The 21,772-nt window shown below is 59.3% G+C and carries 23 protein-coding genes and 1 pseudogene; 9 read left to right on the top strand and 15 right to left on the bottom strand.

Annotated elements, in window-relative coordinates; all coding sequences use genetic code 11:
• Nucleotides 1-377: 377 nt before the first annotated feature.
• Complete coding sequence (locus MRBLMA1_RS13160; RefSeq protein WP_363737273.1) at nt 378-1,004, bottom strand: hypothetical protein; 627 nt, start codon at nt 1,002-1,004, stop codon at nt 378-380.
• 458 nt (nt 1,005-1,462) lie between these two features.
• On the opposite strand from MRBLMA1_RS13160, the gene MRBLMA1_RS13155 reads away from it, so the two are divergent.
• Nucleotides 1,463-2,479, top strand: coding sequence for a cation diffusion facilitator family transporter (locus tag MRBLMA1_RS13155; RefSeq protein ID WP_363737272.1), 1,017 nt, complete (start codon nt 1,463-1,465; stop codon nt 2,477-2,479).
• A 53-nt stretch (nt 2,480-2,532) separates the two neighbouring features.
• Here MRBLMA1_RS13155 and MRBLMA1_RS13150 read toward each other — a convergent pair whose 3' ends face one another.
• The 7 genes from MRBLMA1_RS13150 to MRBLMA1_RS13120 all read right to left on the bottom strand — a co-directional run bounded on the left by MRBLMA1_RS13150 (nt 2,533) and on the right by MRBLMA1_RS13120 (nt 5,502).
• Nucleotides 2,533-3,147, bottom strand: a complete 615-nt coding sequence (locus MRBLMA1_RS13150; RefSeq protein WP_363737271.1) for a DUF1003 domain-containing protein — start codon at nt 3,145-3,147, stop codon at nt 2,533-2,535.
• Nucleotides 3,144-3,323, bottom strand: coding sequence for a hypothetical protein (locus MRBLMA1_RS13145; RefSeq protein WP_363737270.1), 180 nt, complete (start codon nt 3,321-3,323; stop codon nt 3,144-3,146). Before MRBLMA1_RS13145 ends, MRBLMA1_RS13150 begins: the two co-directional genes overlap by 4 nt.
• Before the next feature lie 19 nt (nt 3,324-3,342).
• Nucleotides 3,343-3,465 (bottom strand): entericidin A/B family lipoprotein, encoded by a 123-nt coding sequence (locus MRBLMA1_RS13140; protein WP_363737445.1) that lies wholly within the window; start codon nt 3,463-3,465, stop codon nt 3,343-3,345.
• Between the two features lie 72 nt (nt 3,466-3,537).
• Complete coding sequence (locus tag MRBLMA1_RS13135) at nt 3,538-4,320, bottom strand: SH3 domain-containing protein (RefSeq protein ID WP_363737269.1); 783 nt, start codon at nt 4,318-4,320, stop codon at nt 3,538-3,540.
• Nucleotides 4,321-4,402: 82 nt separating this feature from the next.
• The gene (locus MRBLMA1_RS13130) at nt 4,403-4,567 is read right to left on the bottom strand and encodes a DUF3309 family protein (RefSeq protein ID WP_363737268.1); all 165 of its coding nucleotides are present in this window, start codon (nt 4,565-4,567) and stop codon (nt 4,403-4,405) included.
• Between the two features lie 72 nt (nt 4,568-4,639).
• Nucleotides 4,640-5,038, bottom strand: coding sequence for a glycine zipper 2TM domain-containing protein (locus MRBLMA1_RS13125; protein ID WP_363737267.1), 399 nt, complete (start codon nt 5,036-5,038; stop codon nt 4,640-4,642).
• A gap of 104 nt (nt 5,039-5,142) precedes the next feature.
• Nucleotides 5,143-5,502, bottom strand: a complete 360-nt coding sequence (locus MRBLMA1_RS13120; protein ID WP_363737266.1) for a response regulator — start codon at nt 5,500-5,502, stop codon at nt 5,143-5,145.
• A gap of 329 nt (nt 5,503-5,831) precedes the next feature.
• Between MRBLMA1_RS13120 and MRBLMA1_RS13115 the strand changes: the two genes are divergently transcribed.
• Nucleotides 5,832-10,115 carry a chemotaxis protein CheB gene (locus MRBLMA1_RS13115; RefSeq protein ID WP_363737265.1) on the top strand — a complete coding sequence of 1,428 codons (4,284 nt, stop codon included), beginning with the start codon at nt 5,832-5,834 and terminating at the stop codon, nt 10,113-10,115.
• Here MRBLMA1_RS13115 and MRBLMA1_RS13110 read toward each other — a convergent pair.
• Nucleotides 10,039-10,974 carry an AraC family transcriptional regulator gene (locus tag MRBLMA1_RS13110; RefSeq protein WP_363737264.1) on the bottom strand — a complete coding sequence of 312 codons (936 nt, stop codon included), beginning with the start codon at nt 10,972-10,974 and terminating at the stop codon, nt 10,039-10,041. The two genes, MRBLMA1_RS13115 and MRBLMA1_RS13110, sit on opposite strands and share 77 nt — an antisense overlap.
• Nucleotides 10,975-11,359: 385 nt before the next feature.
• Between MRBLMA1_RS13110 and MRBLMA1_RS13105 the strand changes: the two genes are divergently transcribed.
• Both MRBLMA1_RS13105 and MRBLMA1_RS13100 read left to right on the top strand, forming a co-directional pair.
• A complete protein-coding gene (locus MRBLMA1_RS13105; RefSeq protein WP_363737263.1) occupies nt 11,360-11,539 on the top strand; it encodes a hypothetical protein in 180 nt (59 codons plus the stop codon).
• Between the two features lie 58 nt (nt 11,540-11,597).
• Nucleotides 11,598-11,726, top strand: coding sequence for a hypothetical protein (locus tag MRBLMA1_RS13100; protein ID WP_363737262.1), 129 nt, complete (start codon nt 11,598-11,600; stop codon nt 11,724-11,726).
• A 31-nt stretch (nt 11,727-11,757) separates the two neighbouring features.
• Here the strand turns inward: MRBLMA1_RS13100 and MRBLMA1_RS13095 are convergent, their stop codons facing one another.
• The 5 genes from MRBLMA1_RS13095 to MRBLMA1_RS13075 form a co-directional block, all read right to left on the bottom strand.
• Nucleotides 11,758-12,051 (bottom strand): hypothetical protein, encoded by a 294-nt coding sequence (locus MRBLMA1_RS13095; RefSeq protein ID WP_363737261.1) that lies wholly within the window; start codon nt 12,049-12,051, stop codon nt 11,758-11,760.
• A 7-nt stretch (nt 12,052-12,058) separates the two neighbouring features.
• Nucleotides 12,059-12,388, bottom strand: coding sequence for a hypothetical protein (locus MRBLMA1_RS13090; protein WP_363737260.1), 330 nt, complete (start codon nt 12,386-12,388; stop codon nt 12,059-12,061).
• Nucleotides 12,389-12,625: 237 nt separating this feature from the next.
• Nucleotides 12,626-12,853: a hypothetical protein gene (locus tag MRBLMA1_RS13085; RefSeq protein WP_363737259.1), complete on the bottom strand. Its 228-nt coding sequence runs from the start codon at nt 12,851-12,853 to the stop codon at nt 12,626-12,628.
• 60 nt (nt 12,854-12,913) lie between these two features.
• Nucleotides 12,914-14,055 (bottom strand): IS3 family transposase gene (locus MRBLMA1_RS13080; protein WP_363737444.1). Its coding sequence is split into 2 segments (ribosomal slippage): nt 12,914-13,815 and nt 13,815-14,055, totalling 1,143 coding nucleotides; the frame shifts between segments, so codons are not numbered across the junction.
• A 145-nt stretch (nt 14,056-14,200) separates the two neighbouring features.
• Nucleotides 14,201-15,475 (bottom strand): cation:proton antiporter, encoded by a 1,275-nt coding sequence (locus MRBLMA1_RS13075; RefSeq protein WP_363737258.1) that lies wholly within the window; start codon nt 15,473-15,475, stop codon nt 14,201-14,203.
• A gap of 631 nt (nt 15,476-16,106) precedes the next feature.
• Here MRBLMA1_RS13075 and MRBLMA1_RS13070 point away from each other — a divergent pair.
• Nucleotides 16,107-16,490 (top strand): annotated as a pseudogene (locus MRBLMA1_RS13070) (tyrosine-type recombinase/integrase); the annotation flags it as partial.
• A 153-nt stretch (nt 16,491-16,643) separates the two neighbouring features.
• Here MRBLMA1_RS13070 and MRBLMA1_RS13065 read toward each other — a convergent pair.
• Nucleotides 16,644-17,228 (bottom strand): TetR/AcrR family transcriptional regulator, encoded by a 585-nt coding sequence (locus tag MRBLMA1_RS13065; protein WP_363737257.1) that lies wholly within the window; start codon nt 17,226-17,228, stop codon nt 16,644-16,646.
• Between the two features lie 105 nt (nt 17,229-17,333).
• Between MRBLMA1_RS13065 and MRBLMA1_RS13060 the strand changes: the two genes are divergently transcribed.
• From MRBLMA1_RS13060 to MRBLMA1_RS13045, 4 genes are all read left to right on the top strand, one after another.
• The gene (locus MRBLMA1_RS13060; RefSeq protein WP_363737256.1) at nt 17,334-18,248 is read left to right on the top strand and encodes an SDR family oxidoreductase; all 915 of its coding nucleotides are present in this window, start codon (nt 17,334-17,336) and stop codon (nt 18,246-18,248) included.
• A gap of 459 nt (nt 18,249-18,707) precedes the next feature.
• A complete protein-coding gene (locus tag MRBLMA1_RS13055) occupies nt 18,708-20,462 on the top strand; it encodes a ParB/RepB/Spo0J family partition protein (RefSeq protein WP_363737255.1) in 1,755 nt (584 codons plus the stop codon).
• 59 nt (nt 20,463-20,521) lie between these two features.
• Nucleotides 20,522-20,767: a sigma-70 region 4 domain-containing protein gene (locus MRBLMA1_RS13050; RefSeq protein WP_363737254.1), complete on the top strand. Its 246-nt coding sequence runs from the start codon at nt 20,522-20,524 to the stop codon at nt 20,765-20,767.
• Nucleotides 20,768-20,857: 90 nt separating this feature from the next.
• Nucleotides 20,858-21,769 (top strand): HEPN domain-containing protein, encoded by a 912-nt coding sequence (locus MRBLMA1_RS13045; protein ID WP_363737253.1) that lies wholly within the window; start codon nt 20,858-20,860, stop codon nt 21,767-21,769.
• Nucleotides 21,770-21,772: the final 3 nt, after the last annotated feature.

Below are 21,772 nucleotides of genomic sequence, written 5' to 3'. Positions count from 1 at the left end.
AGTATAAACTATTGTGATTTAAGAAATTTTCAAACAAGCTGTCACGCAAATGCCACAGGCTTGATATAACTTCGTGGCAGGAACCGATCCGAGATATTCGTGGCTTTTTGAAGCGCGTACGACATGGAAGGCTTCGGCGGATTAGCGGTCATCCTTTATGTGCAGTGCAATGGTGCATAATTGTTGTTTGAAACATTCGAACTTGAATAGATGTGTGAATGAATTCTAGCCCAGTCTGGCTGCCGATGGTTGCGGCCTATGGTGCCGCTTCTCGCCCTATCTAAATGCACGCAAATTTTTTCTGCATAGGGAGCGAGAAGGTCGCCACGTGGCACGTCCCCGGTCTCGTCTGCATGTTCCTCAAACCATTCCGACAGTCATTTCTTGATTGCCCTGATCGCCGCTGTCCGGTTGCTCATGTCCAGCGCGCTCAGTCGAGCGTCGCTATAGGCATATTTCGCGTTCCGGCCTGGACTACCGGCCCGCTTGGGTTTGATGCCGAGTTCCTTGATAACCTCGTCGGGGTCTTTCTCGATCTTGATCGCGCCGGAAATCCGGTTCCCGCCCGGCGAGACGCAAAGCGCCCGGACGGCGGCAAATTCCGACAGAAGCAGGACTCGTAAATTTCCGAAGAAATAACGGTGCTCCAGATAGATCGGGGTGCCCCTCCAGTTGCGGTAGTAGGCCCTTGGTGCGCTTTCGCGCTGGAGATAGGCAAAGAGCTTTTCAAGCGCTTCCCGCGTCTCGTCGGTGGCGTTCGCGTAGATTGGCTCTTGTGGCTTCCGCAGCCTGTCGGTCCCGTATTGGAAACGACGCCAGAGCCACGCCATGATCAGCGGAATGAGGCAGGCTGCGATGGCCATGTTCAAAAGGGTCTCGGCAACCGCTTTGGATGTCAGCGGGCCTCGCGAGGCCCCCAAGGTAGGGCCCCATCGTCTGCGGTCACAGGCAAATAGAGGCAGTCGCTGCCAATCAGCGATTACCTGTAAACTAGCGGAAATCATGGGTTTTTTCAATTATCAGCGAGCATTGGCTGACAGCAATCTGGACCGAGCCGGAATCGAATTACTTAAATAAGATAATGAAAAATAAACAAAATTTCACTTGTATGACAAATGAATCCATCAATCGGTCCATCATCGCTGGAATCAAAATGGGTTCGATTCTCAAACGCGGAAACACAGACCAAAAATAAGGCCGATTCGTCGGCCCTATTTCTACCGAATCATGCTTCAAATGTCATTGTCGAGGGTAAGCGCTCACGGCAGGGATGTCGGACATTTCGGAATGACGGTTACGGAACTAGGCCGCAAGAATTTGCCGTTCGCTTGTGCGCAGGCCGGTTATACAATTTGCCAACGCCGGGTCTGCCTTCACGCCTGTTCTCTCTTTGAGGCAGGTACTGGTCTGAAGGTACACGCGCTGAGAATCACGACGTGCAAGGCCGTATATGGTAACAAGAATGAGCAATATTCTGAGAATGACCGCTATGGCAGGTGGGATGAATTCAGAAACAAAGATTCTCGTAATCGCACTCGTTGCGAACGGAGGAATCTCAATCGCCAAGTTCACAGCGGCAGCGATTACGGGATCGTCCGCGATGTTGACCGAGGGTGTGCATAGCCTCGTCGATTCGGGCAATGAGTTATTATTGATCTATGGCCAGAAGCAGGCAGCCAAGCCTCCGGACGCTGCTCATCCTGGAGGCTACGGCCGCGAATTTTATTTCTGGAGCTTTGTCGTGGCGCTCCTTGTCTTTGCGCTCGGCGCGGGTGTGGCGATCTATGAAGGAATCGTTCACCTACTGGCCCCCGAACCGGCTGTCTCACCGCTGATAGCTTACACAGTTTTGGCAATAGCCTTTTTTCTGGAAGGAGCCTCGACCGCAGCAGCGTTTCGCCGGTTCGACGCGGCTCGGGGCGACAAGCGTTGGTGGCAGGCGCTTACTTCTACCAAGGATGCGGCGACCGTCATCATTTTGTTGGAAAATGGTGCAGCAATGGTCGGTGTTGTTATCGCCGCGATTGGGCTTGGCCTTTCCCAGGCGACCGGTGAACCACGGTTTGACGGTGTTGCGTCGATCCTGATCGGCCTGCTGCTCGGGGCCGTGGCTATCTTTTTGGCCAGGGAAGCGAAAGGCCTACTTATCGGTGAAGCGGCCGATCCTGAACTTATCGCCGGCATTCGCCGCGCCGCGACCCGGGAAGGCGTGATGGGTATCGGCGAGATCGTCACCGTCCACAACGGACCGACCGAAATCATTGCCACTGTAAATGTCGATTTCGATAATCGGATTTCGGCGGGAGATGTCGAGCGTATCATCAGGGAGATCGAACAGATATTGCGAACAGACTTTCCCAGCATCTATCGTGTCTATATCCGGCCACACGAAGATGCCGGGGTCAAATTCGGTGTAACACGGGGATTGGTAAAGCCGGGGCAATCGTTCGATCAGATATCCCATCCAGACGTAGGATAGGCATCCTCATACTCCTGGGGTTGACGTCATCAACGTCGGAAGGCTGTCGAGCTTCATGAGACGACTGGAGCGCGCTCCATTGGCCTGAATTGAACAAGCTGTTCAAGCAATTCACCCTGGCTCCTTAGCAACATTTCCAATCGGTCGATCCGCAGAGCATCGAGCTTTTCGTGCAAGGCCATGATCTCCAGTTCAGCCTTAAGATTGATTTCATAATCGAGGCCGGCCGAAATCCGATCGCGTGCAGCCTGGCGGTTCTGCGACATCAGGATGATAGGTGCCTGCAGCGCGGCGATCATCGAGAGAATCAGGTTCAGGAAAATGAAAGGATATGGGTCGAGCGCTGGACCGAAATATATCAGCACCAGCGTGTTGAGTCCGACCCATGCAACCAGCGCCACCACGAAAATGATGATGAAGGTCCAGGAACCCCCAAAGCGCGCGACCCGGTCCGCGATATGGTCGCCAATGGTCTGGTCGTCGTCTACCGCACGATTGACGCTGCGCGTGACATGATGCCGGTCGACAATTGTGGAAATGACCCGCTGTTCGCGCACCGAAAGTTCGGACAGCCCTCCCTCCAGTAATCGCTGGGCAAGATCTGCAACGCGTGCGGCTGGTTTGCCTTCAGCCATGCTGCGAGCCGGTTGAACCTGAATTTCACTCATCCTATGCCACCCTGTTCATCAGCCAGCGCAACCAAATCCTGTTGCAATTCATAGGAAACGTTTCGCGATTTTTCGGGTGAAGCGGCAAGACGGCAGCTTTTTTCATCGCTTATCGCGGAGGTCAGGCCGCACTTCAGACCCTTAATCCCTCCGCTGTTCCAGCGGGCTGATTTCATAAATTCCTGTTACGCGCCGTCATTTTGCATCCTGCGCCGTTTGCTCAACAGCTCTACCCGCCGATTGCACATCCTTTCCGGCGCCTTCGACAGTGTTGCAACTCGCAACGGCGAAGCCGCCCAGCAAAATTGCAAATCGAATATAATGTGAAATTCTCACAATAAGGCTCCATATTCATTCATGAGGGTATATGCCCTTCGACGACGCGGATCGTTATTGCCGGTCATTGTGCATATTGTCGCCCTCGGCCTTCCTCCTGGCGTGCTCCTGGGCATCGTCTTGCTTCCCGGCAGCGGAGTCATTCCTTCCTTGCGCAGGGGGCGTGGCTTCCCAAGGCCGCTGATCACGATGCCGCATCGCACCGGGGCTAACGCTGGGGTGGTCGGGCGTCGGTACTGCCTGGGGGGTCGCGTCGCGGCGGTAAGGATTTACCGGCTGATCCCTGTGCCCAGACCCACGCCTGTCCGGCGCCATCTGCGGACGCTGCCAGTCGCTCCCGCGCCGATACCGATCCGGGGTGGTGGGACGGGGTCCCCATTCAGGCCTGTAATTGTCGTAATAGTGACTCTCCCAACGAGAGCGATCGGAATAGAATGGACGGCTGCGATAATGATTGTCCCAATAGTCGTCGAACCGGAACGACAACACAAGGATGCTCATATAGGGCGCAACCGTGACAAACGACTGCCGTCTCCCCCGGTAATCGGCACCCAGAAAGCGGCCGGCAACCCAGCCGCGATCCGAACGGTAGCCCACATCGCACCAGCTCCAGTTGTTCAGGCAGCCGTAAATATCGACCCGGCGGTTACCGGGGATGGAGCGTATGGCAGGATAATCGGTGTCCGGCCCGGCCCACATACTGACCTGCCTCAAGGTATAGCCGGCCGATGTCCGATCATGCCGCGACCATCCTGATTGGGCTTGGGCCGCAGGAGCGAGCGACACCAGCGGTATGGTCAGTGCGGCTACTGACGCCATGAGAATGAATGCGCGCATGAAAAATATCCTTTGATGCTGTTCTATTATCATCAATGAAGCTGAAGCCCCCTCGCGCTTGCGAGCGCGCCGGGAACTATATTCACAGCCGACCGGTCAGAAACAGCAGCGCAACGATGATCAGAATAACGCCGATCACCCCAACTCCGCCGTGACCATAGCCATAGCCATAGCCGCCAAAGCGGCCACTGAAACCGCCCAGCAATAGGATGACGAGGATGATGATGAGGATGATACCGATGGACATAACCTATCTCCTGCCGATCCATCCCCTCACTGCGGATGGATCGGCAATGTTCGATCCCATGCCGTTGCTGCTTCAGCGGCAACGGGTATCGCGATCAATCTCGCGGCCCGCAAGCGCCCCCGCGCCGGCGCCAAAGATTGTACCGAGCGTTTCCGATCCGCCGGGCGCGATCATGTTACCGAGCACGCCGCCCGCAATGGCGCCGATGACCAGGCCTGTGCTGCCGTCCGAACGGCGGCAATAATAGCGCCCGTCCTGACCGCGATAGATGCGGTCATTTTGCGTCAGGCGGCGCTCGCCGTAGCGACGGTCCTCACGATAATATCGATCGGCATAATATCCGCTATAATTCGGGTCTGGCCGGTTATAGTCATATTGTCGCCATTGTGCGTACGGACGACGATTATTGCCGTCGTTCATACAGCCCGTAAGCATGGCCGCGGCCATTGCACCTGCTATGAAGATACGCATAGTTTCTCTCCAGCCATGATTGCTATTAATCATTAGGGATGATCATATACGGCTTAAGGATGTATTTTGAGGATCGGAAACTACTCATTTGGTCGAGTGAAGGATCAGTCCGATGACTGGCTGGAAAGTTCGATGGCACTGATGAGTTCATGAAGTTTGAATGGCTTGCGCAGGATGACCGCACCTGGCGCCAATTCCTGCACCTGATAGGGATCGCCCGTCATGAATATATGCGGCACGAAGCCCCCGAGGAGGATTTGAGCGACAGCTGAGATGCCGCTGCTTTCATACAGGTTGGCATCGACGATCATCAGATCGGGCCTGCATCGAACGGCGGCGGCCACCGCTTCCGCTTCGGTCTCGGCAAATGCGCAGACGGTGTGTCCCAGGCCGCTTAGCAGATCTGCAAGGGACATTGCGATGACCGCATCGTCTTCCACGAGCAATATCTGAAGCGGCTTCATGATGCGGCATACTCCCATGCGTCGCCTTTTCCAAGCGTGCACCTCTGGACGATCTTCGATTCTGACCGGCGCTGTGCGCCCAAGAGCGGTCCGGCGAGGGGCTTGCCCATGACCATAGCAGAGCCGTCACCAGACCGATCAGGGTCGGAAATTACTCAAATCTCGCATATGCCATATCGTTTGGGCGTAATGGGTTGCGCTGGCCGACATGCTATAATCCGATCCATGGCAGCATTTACTCCCGAGTCGGGTGTCGGCCAACGACACCGCGGCATCTCGGTCGAAGGGCATGCGACTCCGTCAGCCGCCGAACGACCTTGCCAGCGCACATGATGCAGCGGAGCCCCTCTTTTCCCATCATCGCCATAGGGGCTTCGGCCGGTGGGCTCGAAGCCGCCACCAAACTCGTCGCCGGATTACCCGCCCATTCCGGCATGGCCTTCATTCTGGTCCAGCATCTAGCCCCGACGCATGAGAGCATGATGGTAGAACTGCTCGCCGAACATGGCGCCATGAACGTCGTCCAGGCGAGCGACGGTGCGCTGCTTGAGCCCGATTGCCTCTATGTCATTCCGCCCGGGCGCTATCTGTCGGTACGCTCCGGCGCGCTGCATCTGTCTTTGCCCCAGGCTCGGCACGGCGCGCGTCTTCCCTTCGATTTCCTGATCAAATCGCTGGCGCAGGATTGCGGTTCACGCACTGCCTGCCTGATCCTTTCCGGCACAGGCGCGGACGGAAGCCTCGGCGTGCCTGCACTCAAGGAAAAGGGCGGCTTCATCATCGCGCAGGACCCTGACGAAGCGGACTATGACGGTATGCCGCGCAGCGCCATTCTCACCGGCAAGGTCGACGCGGTGCTTCCTGTGGGCCGGATGCCGGAAGCACTTGCGAAATTCGGTAAGCATGTCGCTGCTTTGCCCGATCGGCCTGAATCGACCGGCTTGCCCGATGTCATCGACTTTCTCCGGCAGACGACCGCGCATGATTTCCGGCTGTACAAGCGTGGCACGCTGGAAAGGCGGATCGAAAGACGGATCGGCCTTGCCCCGATCGAGGCGAAGAATATGCACAGCTATTTGCAGCTGTTGCGGAATGACCCGCGGGAGCGCGATCAGCTCGCCAAGGACCTGCTCATCAACGTCACCCGCTTCTTTCGGGATCCGCAGGTCTTCACGACCCTGGGCAAAACGATCATTCCAGACCTCATTGGGGGATTGAAAGAGCATCGGGCGCTGCGGATATGGGTGCCGGGTTGCAGCACGGGCGAGGAAGCCTATTCCATTGCGATGGTTTGCCGTGACGCCATCACGGCCGCCAGGCGCGATATCAAGCTCCAGCTATTTGCGTCCGACGTTGAGCCCGATGCCATCGCTGCCGCCCGCGAAGCCCTTTATCCCGGAACCATTTCGGAGGATGTTTCGCCCGACCGTTTGGCCCGATTTTTCAGGAAGGAGGATGGCGGCGGCTATCGCGTCGTTGCCGACCTGCGGGGCGACGTCATATTCACGGTCCAGAATCTGCTGGCGGACCCGCCTTTTTCGCGGATCGACCTGATATCGTGCCGGAACCTGCTGATCTATCTGAACCCCGAAGCGCAGTCGAAGGCCGTCGCGCTGTTTCATTTCGCCCTGCGCGAACAGGGGATATTGCTCCTCGGCCCTTCGGATGCCGCCGGTAATATCGACGACCGCTTCGAACTGATCGCGAAGACCGAGAAAATCTATCGGCATATCACGCGGAGCCGGCCCGGCGATCCGGGCTTTCCGTTGAGTTTCGACGAGAGCATTCCCACATTGGCCGCGTCAACCGGAACGCAACCGCCGGCGCGTCAGGCGACGCTTGCCGATCTGTGTCGTCAGGCCGTGCTCAGAACGCATGCGCCGGCCGCCGTGCTGGTCAATCGTCAGCGCCAGTGCCTCTATTCGCTTGGCCCCACGGACCGATATCTGCGCGTAGCGCCCGGTTACCCCTCGCACGACCTGCTCGCGATGGCGACCCCTGCCTTGCGGACGAAGCTGAGGCTCGCGATCGAACAGGCCGGGAAGGACAGGCCGCAGGTCAGCGCCGGACGCAGCCGGCTGAACCGCGATGGCGCGACGATCTGGTTTGACATCGATGTCCGGTTTCTGACGCATGAGGGAGAGGAGCTGTTGCTCGTCTGCTTCATCGAAGAGACTGGCCGGGAACGCATGCCGGGTTCCATCCTGGCGCGTGTCGACCGGTCCCGGATCGCCGATCTGGAACGCGAACTGGAAGAAACCCAGGACGAATTGCAGAATGCGCTGCAGAATCTGGAAATGTCGACCCAGGAACAGAAAGCCATCAATGAGGAGGCCTTGTCCGTCAACGAGGAGTTCCAGTCGACCAACGAAGAATTGCTGACATCCAAGGAAGAGTTGCAATCCCTCAACGAGGAGTTGACGGCACTGAACTCGCAGCTCCAGGAAACACTTGATCGCCAGCGGACGACCGCCGACGATTTGCAGAACGTGCTCTACAGCACGAATGTGGCGACGCTGTTCCTTGACCGTGAACTCAGCATCCGCTTTTTCACGCCCGCAACCAGATCCATTTTCAACGTCATACCTGGCGACATTGGCCGGCCGCTCGCCGACCTCCATTCGCTCGCGACGGATGAAGATCTGCTCACCGATGCCCAGGCGGTCCTGGCGGGCAAGGATGCCATTGAACGCGAAATCGGCGCGAAGAACGGTGTCTGGTTCGTGCGGCGCATTCTTCCCTATCTTGCCCATGACAATCGGGTCGAAGGCGTCGTCATTACCTTCGTCGATATCACCGAGCGCAAGCTGGCCGTATCGGCCGTGGACGCGGCGAGGCAGGAAGCTGAACGGGCGAACCTGGCCAAATCGAGCTTTCTGGCGGCGGCAAGCCACGACCTGCGGCAGCCGCTGCAATCGCTGACGCTGCTACAGGCGCTTCTGGCGCAGCTGGTCGAAGGCGAGGATGCTCAGAAACTGATCGCCCGGTTCGATCAGACGGTCGGCGCGATGTCGGGCATGCTCAACGCTTTGCTCGACATCAACCAGATCGAAGCGGGTGTGATCACGGCGCGGCCCGTGGCCTTCCCGATCAGGGATTTGCTCGACCGGCTGCAGAATGAATTCACCTATCTGGCCCAGGCGAGGCATTTGTCTCTGCATGTCCGGCCAAGCTCTGCGATAGTCGAAAGCGATCCGCGCCTGCTGGAACAGATGCTGCGTAATCTGCTTGCCAACGCCATAAAATATACCAAGCGGGGCCGCATAGTGCTGGGCTGCCGACGCAGCGGCGACGGGCTGCGCATCGAAGTCTGGGACAGCGGGATCGGTATCCCGGAAGACCAGCTTCATGCGATCTTCGATGAATTTCATCAGGTCGACAACGCCGCGCGCGAACGCAGCCTTGGTCTTGGCCTCGGCCTGTCGATCGTCCAGCGCCTCGGGGCATTGCTGGATCATGAAGTGCGCGTCCGGTCGGCCCCCGGCAGAGGGTCGGTTTTTTCCATCGGCGTCAGGCGAGGCAGCGGCGGCTCCCGCCCGGCGCTCGTTGCCGAACGGGGCGAGCATGATGCCGGAAAAACGGCCCGCTCAGGTTGCGAGATCATCCTTGTTGAAGATGATCCCGACGTCCTTGACCTGCTCGCGCAACTGCTCAAGGCTGAAGGGCATATCGTCAGGATCGCGCCGGACGGAAAGACTGCCGTGAAGCTCGTATCGGGTGGAGCGATCCGGCCGGATATCATCCTGGCCGACTATAATCTTCCGGGCGGCATGAACGGCCTGCAACTGCTGGCGAAGCTCCGCAATCTGCTTAATCATCCCGTGCCCGGCATCATCCTGACCGGCGACATATCGACGGCTTCCCTTGCGGAGATCGCGCTTCAGGATTGTGTGCAACTGAGCAAGCCGGTACAGCCCCGCGAACTTGCCGCGGCGATGGAGCGGCTCTTGCCGGACAGTGCGCCGCATGGCGCCCCGATGGATGGGGCGTCGGGCGCCGGTCCGGTGCCCACCGTGTTCGTCGTGGATGACGACCCGGAAATTTGTGCGTCCCTTCGCGACGTACTGGAAGCCGACGGCAGCCATGTCGAGGCTTTTGGAAGCCCGGAGGCGTTTCTCGCCGGATATCTGCCGGGGGGCGAGGGATGCCTGCTGATCGACGCCAACCTGCCCGGCATGAGCGGCATCGCACTTTTGGAAGCGCTTCGGGACAGGGGCGACCGATTGCCGGCGATCATCATCACGGGCAGCGGCGAAATCGGGCTGGCGGTTCAGGCGATGAAAGCGGGTGCCTGCGATTTCATCGAAAAGCCGGTCGGACGCGCGGCACTGCTCGCCAGCATTGGCGGTGCGCTCGAACAATCTCATGATGCCGGTAAATCGTCCGGGGTCCAGGAAGCCGCCTCACGCCGGATCGCTGCATTGACGAAGCGGCAGCATCAAATAATGGACATGGTGCTTTTGGGGCATCCCAGCAAGAATATCGCTGCGGATTTGGGCATCAGCCAGCGTACCGTAGAAAATCACCGGGCATCGATCATGCGTAAAATGGGGGCAAGGTCGCTTCCTGAACTGGCGCGTCTGGTATTTGCGTGGCCATCGGCAGTTTCCTGATCTGACTGGGCGTGCGGCCAAGGAACTGCTTGATTTCCCTGATGGAATGAGACTGGTCATAAAAACTGTCGTAGCAAAGCCCGTGCCGGTCCTGACCACCGCGCGCGATCTGCACGGCAAAGCGGAGCGCCCTATATTTGCGAGCCAGATATTGAGGGGGCGCACCATAGAGGCGATTGGTCAGCCTGCCGACTTGCCGTTCCGAGAGGCCGGTGGCGGCCCGAAGTTCGCGCACTTGCGGCGATGTCTCGCTGGCCAGCCAGTCGTCCACCGTAGCGACAAATGCCCTTATCGCCGGACGCACCTCGGCCATATTCGCTCGCAGATAATCCCAGAGCAAGATCACCGCTTCTTCCGGCTCATCAGCTGCCTTGAGTCGACTGAGAATCTCCTCATGGGCGGCGCCACCAGCACTCGCCGTCATGTCATAAAGGCGGTCAATATGCGCCGATGCATCACGGCCGGTAAGCGCAAGCCAGCCCAACGGCAGCAATGCGACCCCCAACATTTGCAGAGGCCCAGCCAACAGAAAGCGGGTCGCCCCCATGGTCGGGCCGAGCATGCAGACCATCGGCGTCGCGAAGGTGGCGGAATCGGCAAAGATATAGTGGCCGCTGCCCGACAGCATGAAGCGCAATTGGGGAAAGTCTGCGCCCATCATGCCAGTGGCATGATCTGTATCCGTCGTGACCAGATATATGCAGCCGATGTGCAATCGCAGATCGGCTGGCGGGGCGAAATAACGCAGACGGATCGAATTGGGACTGCCGGATGGATGAAAATCCTGTCTGGTCAGGATATCGGAAGCCGAGTTCCTTCCCGAACGCGATCCCTTTCGGTGCAGACCCACATTTGTCATGGCAATTCCCCCATGTTTCCGCTTCACTCGCCCCGTATTGCTGCAACCATCCGCACTTCCGAGCGCGCTTCGCCGACAATGTCGGGTTCACTGTTCGCAAAGAAGCCTCGGAAATTACTCAGCCGGTTCTGGCGACCTGAATGCGGTGATCTCGCAGCTTTTCTCCGGGCTGCAGAAATATTGGCCATGAGGATGGAATCGATGCCGTCATCCAACCGGATATATGGTATAGTGCTTCATCACTCGCTTTTGATCGCAAGCATCCTGTGACAGAGAGACATCCGCTCCCGCTTGCCTGATGGGAGCTCCTCCTATGATTACGATGCGTAAATATGAGACGAAAAATCCCCAAAGGAATGATGATTTTGTCGGGGCGGTCGCCCGCATGGCCTATGCGGGATCGATCCACGGCTATGAGAAAATCGTCGCTGCCAGGATTTGGTTGAAAGGCCATATTCGAAGAGCCGGCGACGAGGCGTGGGCTGCGGGACGAAAGGTTGAGCTCGAAGATGCCCTCGACGAATGGGAGAATGAGGGTGGCGGCCTGGTTCAGCGGGAATGCTGATCCCGGTTGCGCCGTTCCTGCTGCGAGCCGTCCATTTTGATCTTGAAGGAGCGTTCCGATGGCCAAAAGTCAGAAAAGATCGAACCGCGAAGTTCGTAAACCCAAGGCCGCAAAGCCCCGGAAGCACAATGCCTCCAGCCCTTCGCAGAAGCCGGGTACATTGAGCATCGTGACGCTGAAAAGCTGATGACGTTATCCGTGCTGGGCGGGTGCGTCTTTCAATCGTCTGCAGGGCGTTGCAGACGATTGAAATCGCTCTTGTCCGCGCCGCGCTTCATGAGGGCGCGTTCCTTTTCCTCGTCCTCCCGGTGCAATTCCAGAGCGATCGCTGCGCCTTGTGCGCTTAACATGCCCCGCTCTCCGCTTTCCTGTGCCTCCGCCTCCATGGCCTGGACCTCCCAGGCGTTGGCGGCCGCAAGCGCGATCCTGCGCACCTTCTCAAGGGGTGAGGCCGCCGCGACCTGCCGATGATACGCTGCCTGCCGCCTGCACATGGCTGAACTGTTGAGCATGGCTGACCTATCGGCTGTCGTCGGCGGGTATGTTTTGGACCCAGAGAGGAACCGAGGCCCGATTCGCGGGCGGGACCCCGGCCACTCGCGCTGCCCTTTGATCGCGCTCCCAGGCCGCATCCAGATGCTCAGGGTTGACCGGGTGACGCTCGATGGCCGCGCCATTTCTGATGCGCAGCGTTGTAGCTATCCGGCGTAAGGCCGTATGGACATTGCCCTTAAGCACCTCCTCTTCCGTTTCCACATCATAGGTGCCGGCGGGAAGAGGCGTTTCGAATTCCGGCAGTTGGAATGGCTCGGAAAATATCACCGATTTGTGGGTGGTCTGGCTGATCATGACGGCTGCTCGTTAGAGGGGCATGTAGGCGGCAAAGCGTCTGACATCGATTATCTCCCATTTGCAGGCGGGAACACGATGGTCTCTCTGTCACGACATGCCTGGGGCAAAAATCCGGGTGATCGCACATTGTAGCACAGATATGGCTCAGGGCTGCACCTAATCGAGGCGGACGGGAAAGGGCGGAAAGGAATGCCGCCGCCGGTCCTTCTTCACCACGCGACCCGCCAGCGACGCTCACGTGGCTTGCAGGTCGTCGAGGGCGCCGTTGAGGCGTTGCATATCGGCCCGGGACAGCGCTCCCCCGCGCGCAAGCTTGTCGCGAGCAGTCGTGAGCAGACATTCCAGCCGCTGTAATTTTATCAGTTCGCTTGCCGGCACAGACGGCAGGCGAGATTGTGCCTGTATCAGTGAAACCGCCAGGCCAACGCTGTTCTGGGATATATTCATGATGCCTTTTTCCATGATCCAAATGCGGCGCTTGAGGGCGCTGGCGTCAATTGTTCATGAATAGCCCCTAGTTTTCTAGACGCCTTCCGCTTTCAAAATCTTCTGCCGTTCGAACTCGACAGGCGACAGCATCCCGTTCCTGACCTGCTTTCGAACCGGGTTGTAGAACATCTCGACGTAATTGAACACGTCCTGCCGGGCTTCCTCGCGGGTTCTGTAAGTCCGGCGCCGGATGTGCTCGCGCTTGAGCGAGGAGAAGAAGCTCTCGGCCACCGCGTTGTCGTGGCAATTGCCGCGCCGGCTCATCGAGTGCTCAAGATTGTGAGCCCGGATGAACGCAGCCCAGTCCATACTGGTGAACTGCGAGCCCTGGTCCGAATGGATCAGCACCCGGTGCTTCGGCTTACGCCGCCATACCGCCATGTGCAGCGCCTGCAGCACCACATCGGTGGTCTGCCGGCTCTGCATCGACCAACCCACCACGCGGCGGGAATACAGATCGATCACGACAGCCAGATAGGCAAACCCTTCCAGGGTGCGGATGTAGGTGATGTCTGTCACCCAGGCCCGGTCTGGTGCAGCCACGTCGAACTGGCGATCGAGGGTGTTGTCGACCACCAGGGACGGCCTGCCGCCATAGCTGCCGGGCCTGCGCTTGTAGCCGATCTGCGCCCTGATGCCCGCCAGCCTGGTCAACCGGGCAACGCGGTTCGGGCAGCAGGTCTCGCCTTGATCCAGCAGGTCATCGTGCAGCTTGCGGTAGCCATAGATCTTGCCGCTGTCGTTCCAGGCCTGCCGGATCAGTTCCGTCTGCCGAGCATCTTCTCGAGCCCGCTGGCTCAGCGGGCTCTTCTGCCAGGCATAGAAACCACTGGGCTGGATGCGCAGGCATCGACACATCGACCGAACCCTGAACTGGTCACGATGCTCAGCAACGAACGCGTATCTCACTTTGCATCCCTGGCGAAATACGCGGTGGCTTTTTTTAATATGTCGCGCTCCTCGGTCACCCGGGCCAGCTCGCGCTTCAACTGGCGGATCTCGGCATCCTTGCCGGCATCGCTCGACACTTGCTTCGCCAGCTGCCGCTTCCACGCATACAGCGAGTGCTGACTCACGCCTAGCCGCTGCGAGACCTCGGCTACCGGATACCCGCGCTCGGTGATCTGGGCCACCGCATCACGCTTGAACTCATCGCTGAAATTGGGCTTCCCCATCATCACCTCCTGTCCTCAAAAGTAGGATTGAAGGCGTCTAGAAAACTAGGGGCTATTCAGCATGTAACGGTGAGGCCACCTAACGACTTGTTTGGAAGAAGCCCCTTCCAGCAATGCCAGAATGTCCTCGGAGAAGCTTGCTTCCTCACATTGAGGGTGGCCTTCCAGCATCGGCCTTCGGCCGCGCCTGCCATTTATCAAGGAACTGCAAGGCCGGAGTGACGGTGATGCCATGCAGCAGGATCGAAACAAGCACCGTCAAGGCGACGATGCTCCAAAGCTTCGCCGGGTCAGGGAAATCAGCCTGATTGAGGGCGAAGGCGAGATAATAGATCGTGCCCATTCCTCTAATTCCAAAGAAAGAGATCACGACTTTTTCCCGCCAGGGTATCTGCGATCCGCTGAGGCTGATGAAGCCGGCGAGCGGACGCGCGACAAGAATGGTGAGGGAAGTGAACACAATGATCCGGGCGTCCAGCTTTGCCAGTAAGCCGGCATGCATGACCATGCCGCCGAACAGGACGAGCAACAGCATCATGAGCAGGCGTTCGGTTTCCTCCGCGAACGCATGCAGCCGATGCTGATAGCTGTGGTCACGGCTGGCATGACGAAGGCCGAGCGCTGCGACGAACACAGCAAGAAAGCCGTACCCACCGGCCAGTTGCGTTAATCCGTAAGCAACCAGCGCGGCGCCCAGGGCGACGAAACCGTCGCCGGTGCGCGACAGCTTGGCCACATTGGGAAGGTGGAAGGTCAAATGGCCAAGCACCCTGCCAATGCCATAACCCATGCAGAGCCCGACCAGAAGTTTCCAGATCAGGTCGATCAGCAGCCAGCGCCCGAACGCCTCGGTCCCGAACGACAGGCCTGTCATGGCGATCGCCAGATTGACGAAGGGGAAGGCCAACCCGTCATTCAGTCCCGCTTCGGATGTGAGCGCGAAGCGGGCTTCCCCTTCCTCCCCCTCTCCGGGTGCTCCAACCTGAACGTCGCTGGCCAGCACGGGGTCGGTCGGCGCGAGACTTGATCCTATCAACACTGCCGCGGCAATTCCCAGCCCCAGAAGGGACGAGGCGAGCGCCGCGACCAGCAGGATCGTGATCGGCATCGCAATTGCAAGAAGACGCCAGGTGAGTGCCCAGCGATGAAGCCCGATAAGCCGGTCAATCTTCAGGCCGGCGCCCATCAGTGAAACCACCACGACCAGCTCGCTCAGGCGTTCGACAGCGATCGGGTGTTGTAGCGGATGAACGGCAAAGGGGTGCAACGCTGGCAGCATGAACAAGGCTGCGCCGGCCCCGACACAGAAGATTGGCAGCGAGAGCGGCATTTTCCGCATGATCATCGGAACCCAGGCCGTCATCAATATGATCGCACCGAGGCCCGCCAGTATCTGGATGTAAAGAGCGGCGTTGGGCATGGGCCTTCCTGCACCCCTTCAGAGCGGTACCACGCTCACGCGAACGCCCATGTCGAGGAAATCGTCCGGAGCGACAGTGAAGCCGGTGGCGCGCAGTGCATCCTCAATCACCTTGCGCACGCCGGTCGCGACTGTGGGTCGGACATTGATGCGCTCTTCATGACAGGGGGTGACGGAGCCTGCGTGGATGCAAGCGACGGGACAAGCGCCCGCGTTGCCAGCGGTGTCTTGATCTCACGGTCCCGCTCAACAGCGTCCTTGGTCAAACCCCAGAAGCCGTGGGTACGCTGAAATGTCGCTCGGGCTTGATCGTCGATCAGGGTCACGCGGCGACCAAACTGGGCCTGCACCTCCACCGCCTATTTCTCGCAATAGCCGAAGCCGGGATCGCGATGCACAACGATAGGCGCGGCCGCGCTGGCTGCGGTCGAAAACGGCATCAATGCAGCAGCAATCAGGTGACGTTTCATGCTTCGAGACCTCCTCGCATGCTTCTCTATACGCGCATGAGTACGCGAAACCTCAATCTATCTTGGCGCTCCGATAGGTTTGAATTTTGGTCGGGACCATTGGGAGATATCCGTGACGTCTCCCTACGGAATGCCCATAGTTTTAGCCGAGCGTTTTTTGCGCGGCCATCAAAGGTCGTAGGAGACGTGCGATGGTGCAATTCGAGATCATGTCCGAGGCACGCAAGAGCCTCAAAGCATGGCTTGATCGGCGCGGCGGGACGATACGCCACTTCGTATTCCCAAGCGGGATCGACCTCGGTCATTTGAGTACACGTCAATATGCGCGCCTCGTCGATGAATGGGTCTCGACGATCGGCCTCGACAGACGCGAGTATGGCACACACTCGATCCGACGGACCAAGGCGGCGCTGATCTACAAAGCCACAGGCAATCTTCGCGCCGTGCAAATCCTGCTCGGCCATACCAACATCGAAAATACAGTCAGATATCTCGGCGTAGATGTCGATGATGCTCTGACGCTGTCCGAACGGACCGAAATTTGAAAATTCCGGCTTCCTGATATCTCTGGGAAGCCGGTCCACCCCTATGAACGACCGGCAGGTATCAACGAGCGAATCTGCCCCCGCGAACGACAGCTTTGTCGGCGGCAGCAGCCGCCGAGCAGGAAGACTTCGGTCGTAGAATTCGAAGTAAAATTAGGGCGCGATTTCGTTGTCCAACGCTTCAAAAGCCTCGCGGAGCACCGCCTCGATTGGACGTTGTCCGCCCTCGTTGTGAAATATTTCCGTTGAAAGCCGGATGGCGCCGATGGCCATCATTGCGACGAGCCGCAGTGCCATCTCACTCGGCTGATCTGGCCAGCGCTCTCGCAGCGCCGCGAGCAGTGTTTGCTCGTGTTGCACATAGCTTGCCTGCTTTCGCGCCTGAACCGCTTCGCTAGAGCGCATGAGCCTGTCGATAACGATCATGTCGTCCGTCGGTACTGACGCGCTAACCACCACCACTGCCTCGCGGATCGCATCGAGTGGTCGCATGGTGTCTGGCGCACGCCGGATTGCGTCCGCGATCATCGCGCCCATGCCGCTCTGCAAAGACAGGAGGATGTCGTCCTTCGACTTGAAATAATAGAAGAACGTCCGCCGAGAGATTCCGGCCGCGACCGCGATCTCGTCGATGGTGGTCGTCTCGTAACCCTTGGCGACGAAAAGCGCGATTCCCGCATCGGTTATCCGCTGCAGGGTCTCGCGGCGCTTGCGCTCCCGCAATCCGTCGGTGGACATTTGAGAGGTTGCGCTCGGCACAATAAGCATTGCCTCTTGAAAATTACACTCAGTGCGATATTTGTCTTTTTACACTAAGTGCGCTTTTTTGAAAAGGCTCCTCCCGTGACGACATGGACCGTATCCGACATTCCCTCCCAGCGCGGCCGATCTGCGGTCATTACGGGAACAGGAGGCCTAGGCTTCGAGGATGCGCTGGCCTTGGCAAGTGCTGGTTGCGACGTCATCATCGCAGGCCGTAGCCAAGAAAAAGGGGCTGCAGCGATCGCATCGATCCGATCCCAGGTCCCACATGCCCATGTGCGCTTCGAGCAGCTTGATCTCGCCAGTCTGAAGTCCATTGCAGCATTTGGAGAGAGGCTGCGAAATCAGCAAGCGAGCCTCGACCTCCTGATCAATAATGCCGGTGTCATGGTGCCTCCACAGCGCCGGGAGACAGAAGACGGGTTCGAGTTGCAGCTTGGGACCAATTATCTCGGCCATTTCGCGCTCACAGGCCAACTCCTGCCGCTCCTGAGAGCCAGCGATGGCGCCTGGGTCATTACACTGTCGAGCGTCGCAGCACGGAGCGGCTCGATCGATTTTGACGATCTGAATGCGGACAAGCACTACAAGCCCATGCCGATCTACAGCCAGTCGAAGCTGGCCTGCCTCATGTTCGCGCTGGAACTACAGCGCCGCAGCGAGGCAAATGGATGGGGACTCTCCAGCATTGGCGCACATCCGGGTATCGCGCGAACCGATCTGCTTCACAATGCACCAGGACGCTGGAGCGCGATGGGCCTGACGCGATCGCTGCTATGGTTCCTGTTCCAACCCACGTCTCGGGGCGCACTCCCGACGCTCTTCGCCGCAACATCCCCCGACGCGGAACCGGGAGCCTATTATGGTCCGGACGGGTTGAGTGAAACGCGAGGCTTCCCAGCTCGGGCGAACATACCTTCAAGGGCTTTGGATGAAGTGGCGGCCACACGCCTGTGGACTGTCTCGGAACAACTCATCGGCATGACGATCGTATAGCTGAATGTAGGACCGCTATCGGGCTGCGCAATTCGGGCCACGAACGTCGGGGATCAGGGCGATCGCAGTCGGACCGAAATTTGAAAAGAGATGATCGGCGTTTCGCGCCGCTGGCGCGATCCTGCTCTATTCCGCTTCGCTCCACCGAGCCGCCCTTGGCGTCTCGTCCCATGCGGGTAACGATCAGTAACGCATGAGGGCCGGTGCTACGCACCGCCCCGGCGGTCGCCGCGCCTGCGGTGCGACAGCGTTGGCCTTGGCGGCGTCGATCTGGCGGGTGGGCGTCGCTTGCCCTTAGGCCCGCCGCGCCGGGCCGCAACTCCGGCTTCGCTGGAGTCCTCCACCTTCGTTCCGGTCCTGCGGATGCAGCCCGGCTCTGCCGGCGGGCCTGCCGGTCCGCTCCTGCCGCCCACCCGCCATTCCGGCGCCGGTTGCGGCGGTTTGAAGGAGTGAAGGACCATGGAACTCAAGCATATCGACATCGCCAAGCTCACTGTCTCTGCCGTCAACATGCGCGGCAAGGGCAAGGCGGACCTGTCTAACATTCTGCCGTCCGTGCGGGCACGGGGCGTGTTGGTGCCGCTGATCGTCAGGGTGAATGGTAGTCCGGACACCTATGAGATCGTGGCAGGCAAGCGGCGCTATCAGGCGGCGCTTGCCGTCGCTGAGGAAAGCGGCGAAGCCGAGGCGCTGCCCTGCGCGGTGATCGAGGCAGGGGACGACGCGGCGGCGCTGGAAGCTTCGCTGATCGAGAATATCGCCCGGCTCGATCCTGATGAAATGACCCAGTGCGAAACCTTTACGCGATTGATGCGCGAGGGACGCAGCGTCGAGGAACTGTCGCTGACCTTCGGACTGACCGCGTTGCAGGTGAAGCGGACGCTGGCCTTGGGCAATCTGCTGCCCCGCATCCGTAATCTCTTCCGGGCGGCAAAGATCGATGTCGTTACCGTGCGGCATCTGACCCTCGCTTCCAAATCCCAGCAGCGCGACTGGCTGGCCCTGCTCGATGACGAGAGCGCCTATGTGCCGACGGGATCGGCGTTGAAGGCATGGCTGTTCGGAGGGGTGTCGATCCCGATCAAGGCGGCGCTGTTCGATGTCGATAGCTATGAAGGCGGGATCGTGGCCGACCTGTTCGGGGAGGATCGCTATTTCGCGGATGTCGTGGCCTTCTGGCAGGCCCAGAATGCGGCGATAGAGACGCGGGTCGAGCAATATCGGGATGCCGGATGGCGCGATATCGTCCTTCTCCCACAGGGCGAACCCTTCCATGGCTGGGAATATGAGCGCTGCCCCAAGCGCAAGGGCGGCAAGGTCTATGTCGTCACCAGCCATAGGGGCGATGTCACTTTCCATGAGGGTTATCTCACGACCAAGGAAGCCCGCAAGCTGGAGAGGCAGGGGGAGAGCGGTGAAGCCACCAACAAGCCCTCACGGCCCGAAGTGACGAGCAGCCAGCAGGATTATATCGACCTGCATCGCCATGCCGCCGTCCGGGCAGGAATAATCGGCCATCCCGGCCTCTGCCTGCGGGTGGCGGTGGCGCATATGATCGCGGGATCGCCGCTTTGGACGATCAGGACCGAACCGCAGCGCGCCGCCGATGCGATTGCCGAGAGCGTCGAGAACAGCCCATCCGAGGCGCAGTTCGATGCCGAGCGGCGCAGGCTGCTGGCGGTACTGGACTTCGATGCAGACACCCCAACCATCACGGGTGGCAGCGATGGGCTGACCAGCCTCTACGCCAGACTCTGCACCTTGGACGATGCCACCGTCATGTCCATCCTGTCTGTGGTGATGGGCGAGACCTTGGACGCACGGTGCGATCTTGTCGACGCGCTGGGCATGCAGCTTGGCATCGACATGGCGCAGGTCTGGCAGGCCGACGACGCCTTGCTCGATAGCCTCCGCGACCGTGAGGTGATCGACGCCATGCTGGCCGAGGTGGCGGGCAAGGATATTGCCGAAGCCAATGCGAAGGCAACCGGCAAGACCAAGAAGCAGATCGTTCGCGATTGTCTGACAGGCACCAACGGACGCACCATGGTCGAGGGCTGGGTGCCGCGCTGGCTGCGCTTCCCGGCCAGCGGCTACACGCAGCGCGGCGGCGTCGGCAGCGTCAGCCGGACGACCAGCGCCGTAGAGGCCATGGCCTTGTCCGCCTACGCCGAACCCCATGGCGATCCCGCACCCTTGCCACAGGCCGCATGACCTGTCCTGGCCGGCGGTCTTTCAAACCGCCGGTCCTTCCTTTGAACGGGAGACCTGTCATGACCGACACCCCCGATCCTGATCGGCTGGAACGTCTGGAGGCGGCCCTGCTGACAATGCCGCGCCTGCGCCGGGAGATATTCCTCGCGGTGCGGCTCGATGCCATGACCTATGAGGAGGTCGCCAGAATAACCGGCCTTTCCGTCAGGGCCGTCGAACGGCAGATGGTCCGCGCCATCGCTCATATCGGTTATCATCTGCGCCATGGAGAAGCATCGCCACCGCGCCGATGGTGGCGCAAATGATTGCGAGGCGGAGAGATTTCATGCCGCCAACCTCATCGCTGCTACGCGGCGAGGTTGGCGGATTTGCGATAGCAGGTTAGGACTAGGGCCATGAAGACCAGCCTCGATCATCTGCCCGAAGGCAAGCGCCGCGAACTGGCGCATGTGGTCGAGACCGTGCGCGAGGGCTTTGCCCGCGCTACCGCGCAGCGCACCCAGCCGCGCTACCGCAACGGCAAATTGCTCAAGATCATCCTGTTCGGCAGCTATGCCCGAGGCGACTGGGTCGAAGACCCGGTGGGGCGCTATTTCTCCGATTATGATCTGCTGATCGTCGTCAATCATGATGACCTGACCGACATTGCGGAATTCTGGGAGAAGACCGAAAGCCAACTTCTGGCCGATCTGTCAGCGGGCACGGTTCTGCGTACCCCGGTCAGTCTTATCTACCACAGCCTCGACGATGTGAACGACAAGCTGCGGCTGGGTCGCTACTTCTTCATGGACATATTGCGTGACGGGATTTCACTCTTCGAGGAGCCGGAGCACCCCTTTGTCGAGCCGCAACCGCTATCTGCGGAGCAGGCACTCAAGGAGACGCAGGACTATTTCGACGAGTGGTTTGAAAGCGCTGAAACTTTCCTGAAAACGAGTCAGCTCGTGAAGGAAATGGATCGTCCGAAGGAAGCGGCGTTTCTCCTGCATCAGGCGACCGAGCGCTTCTATCATTGCCTGTTTCTCGTCCGCACTTTGTACAGCCCCAAGAGCCATAATCTGAACCGGCTGCGCGATCTGGCCGAGGAACTGGAGCCGTCGCTCAAAACCGTTTGGCCCCGCGAGACCCGTTTTGAGAAGCGCTGCTATTCCCTGCTGCGCGACGCCTATATCAAGGCCCGCTATTCGCGGGCCTATCGCATCACCGAAGAGGAATTGGACTGGATCGCGCAGCGGGTGTCGCTGCTGCAAAATCTTGTCCGCGAAGCTTGCGAAAGCCGCATCGAAACCCTCGCCAAGGCTGCCTGAGCG

The sequence above is a fragment of the Sphingobium sp. LMA1-1-1.1 genome, from assembly GCF_040676365.1.
Classification (GTDB): domain Bacteria; phylum Pseudomonadota; class Alphaproteobacteria; order Sphingomonadales; family Sphingomonadaceae; genus Sphingobium.
Note: the sequence above shows the minus strand (reverse complement) of the source record. Positions and strands in the feature narration are given on the sequence as shown.

Excerpts from the sequence above, each read along its gene's own strand:
- MRBLMA1_RS13160 (WP_363737273.1), bottom strand. The coding sequence starts at position 1,004 with ATGATTTCCGCTAGTTTACAGGTAATCGCTGATTGGCAGCGACTGCCT.
- MRBLMA1_RS13155 (WP_363737272.1), top strand. The coding sequence starts at position 1,463 with ATGAGCAATATTCTGAGAATGACCGCTATGGCAGGTGGGATGAATTCA.
- MRBLMA1_RS13150 (WP_363737271.1), bottom strand. The coding sequence starts at position 3,147 with ATGAGTGAAATTCAGGTTCAACCGGCTCGCAGCATGGCTGAAGGCAAA.
- MRBLMA1_RS13145 (WP_363737270.1), bottom strand. The coding sequence starts at position 3,323 with ATGAAATCAGCCCGCTGGAACAGCGGAGGGATTAAGGGTCTGAAGTGC.
- MRBLMA1_RS13135 (WP_363737269.1), bottom strand. The coding sequence starts at position 4,320 with ATGCGCGCATTCATTCTCATGGCGTCAGTAGCCGCACTGACCATACCG.
- MRBLMA1_RS13130 (WP_363737268.1), bottom strand. The coding sequence starts at position 4,567 with ATGTCCATCGGTATCATCCTCATCATCATCCTCGTCATCCTATTGCTG.
- MRBLMA1_RS13125 (WP_363737267.1), bottom strand. The coding sequence starts at position 5,038 with ATGCGTATCTTCATAGCAGGTGCAATGGCCGCGGCCATGCTTACGGGC.
- MRBLMA1_RS13120 (WP_363737266.1), bottom strand. The coding sequence starts at position 5,502 with ATGAAGCCGCTTCAGATATTGCTCGTGGAAGACGATGCGGTCATCGCA.
- MRBLMA1_RS13115 (WP_363737265.1), top strand. The coding sequence starts at position 5,832 with ATGATGCAGCGGAGCCCCTCTTTTCCCATCATCGCCATAGGGGCTTCG.
- MRBLMA1_RS13110 (WP_363737264.1), bottom strand. The coding sequence starts at position 10,974 with ATGACAAATGTGGGTCTGCACCGAAAGGGATCGCGTTCGGGAAGGAAC.
- MRBLMA1_RS13105 (WP_363737263.1), top strand. The coding sequence starts at position 11,360 with ATGGCCTATGCGGGATCGATCCACGGCTATGAGAAAATCGTCGCTGCC.
- MRBLMA1_RS13100 (WP_363737262.1), top strand. The coding sequence starts at position 11,598 with ATGGCCAAAAGTCAGAAAAGATCGAACCGCGAAGTTCGTAAACCCAAG.
- MRBLMA1_RS13095 (WP_363737261.1), bottom strand. The coding sequence starts at position 12,051 with ATGCTCAACAGTTCAGCCATGTGCAGGCGGCAGGCAGCGTATCATCGG.
- MRBLMA1_RS13090 (WP_363737260.1), bottom strand. The coding sequence starts at position 12,388 with ATGATCAGCCAGACCACCCACAAATCGGTGATATTTTCCGAGCCATTC.
- MRBLMA1_RS13085 (WP_363737259.1), bottom strand. The coding sequence starts at position 12,853 with ATGGAAAAAGGCATCATGAATATATCCCAGAACAGCGTTGGCCTGGCG.
- MRBLMA1_RS13075 (WP_363737258.1), bottom strand. The coding sequence starts at position 15,475 with ATGCCCAACGCCGCTCTTTACATCCAGATACTGGCGGGCCTCGGTGCG.
- MRBLMA1_RS13065 (WP_363737257.1), bottom strand. The coding sequence starts at position 17,228 with ATGTCCACCGACGGATTGCGGGAGCGCAAGCGCCGCGAGACCCTGCAG.
- MRBLMA1_RS13055 (WP_363737255.1), top strand. The coding sequence starts at position 18,708 with ATGGAACTCAAGCATATCGACATCGCCAAGCTCACTGTCTCTGCCGTC.
- MRBLMA1_RS13050 (WP_363737254.1), top strand. The coding sequence starts at position 20,522 with ATGACCGACACCCCCGATCCTGATCGGCTGGAACGTCTGGAGGCGGCC.
- MRBLMA1_RS13045 (WP_363737253.1), top strand. The coding sequence starts at position 20,858 with ATGAAGACCAGCCTCGATCATCTGCCCGAAGGCAAGCGCCGCGAACTG.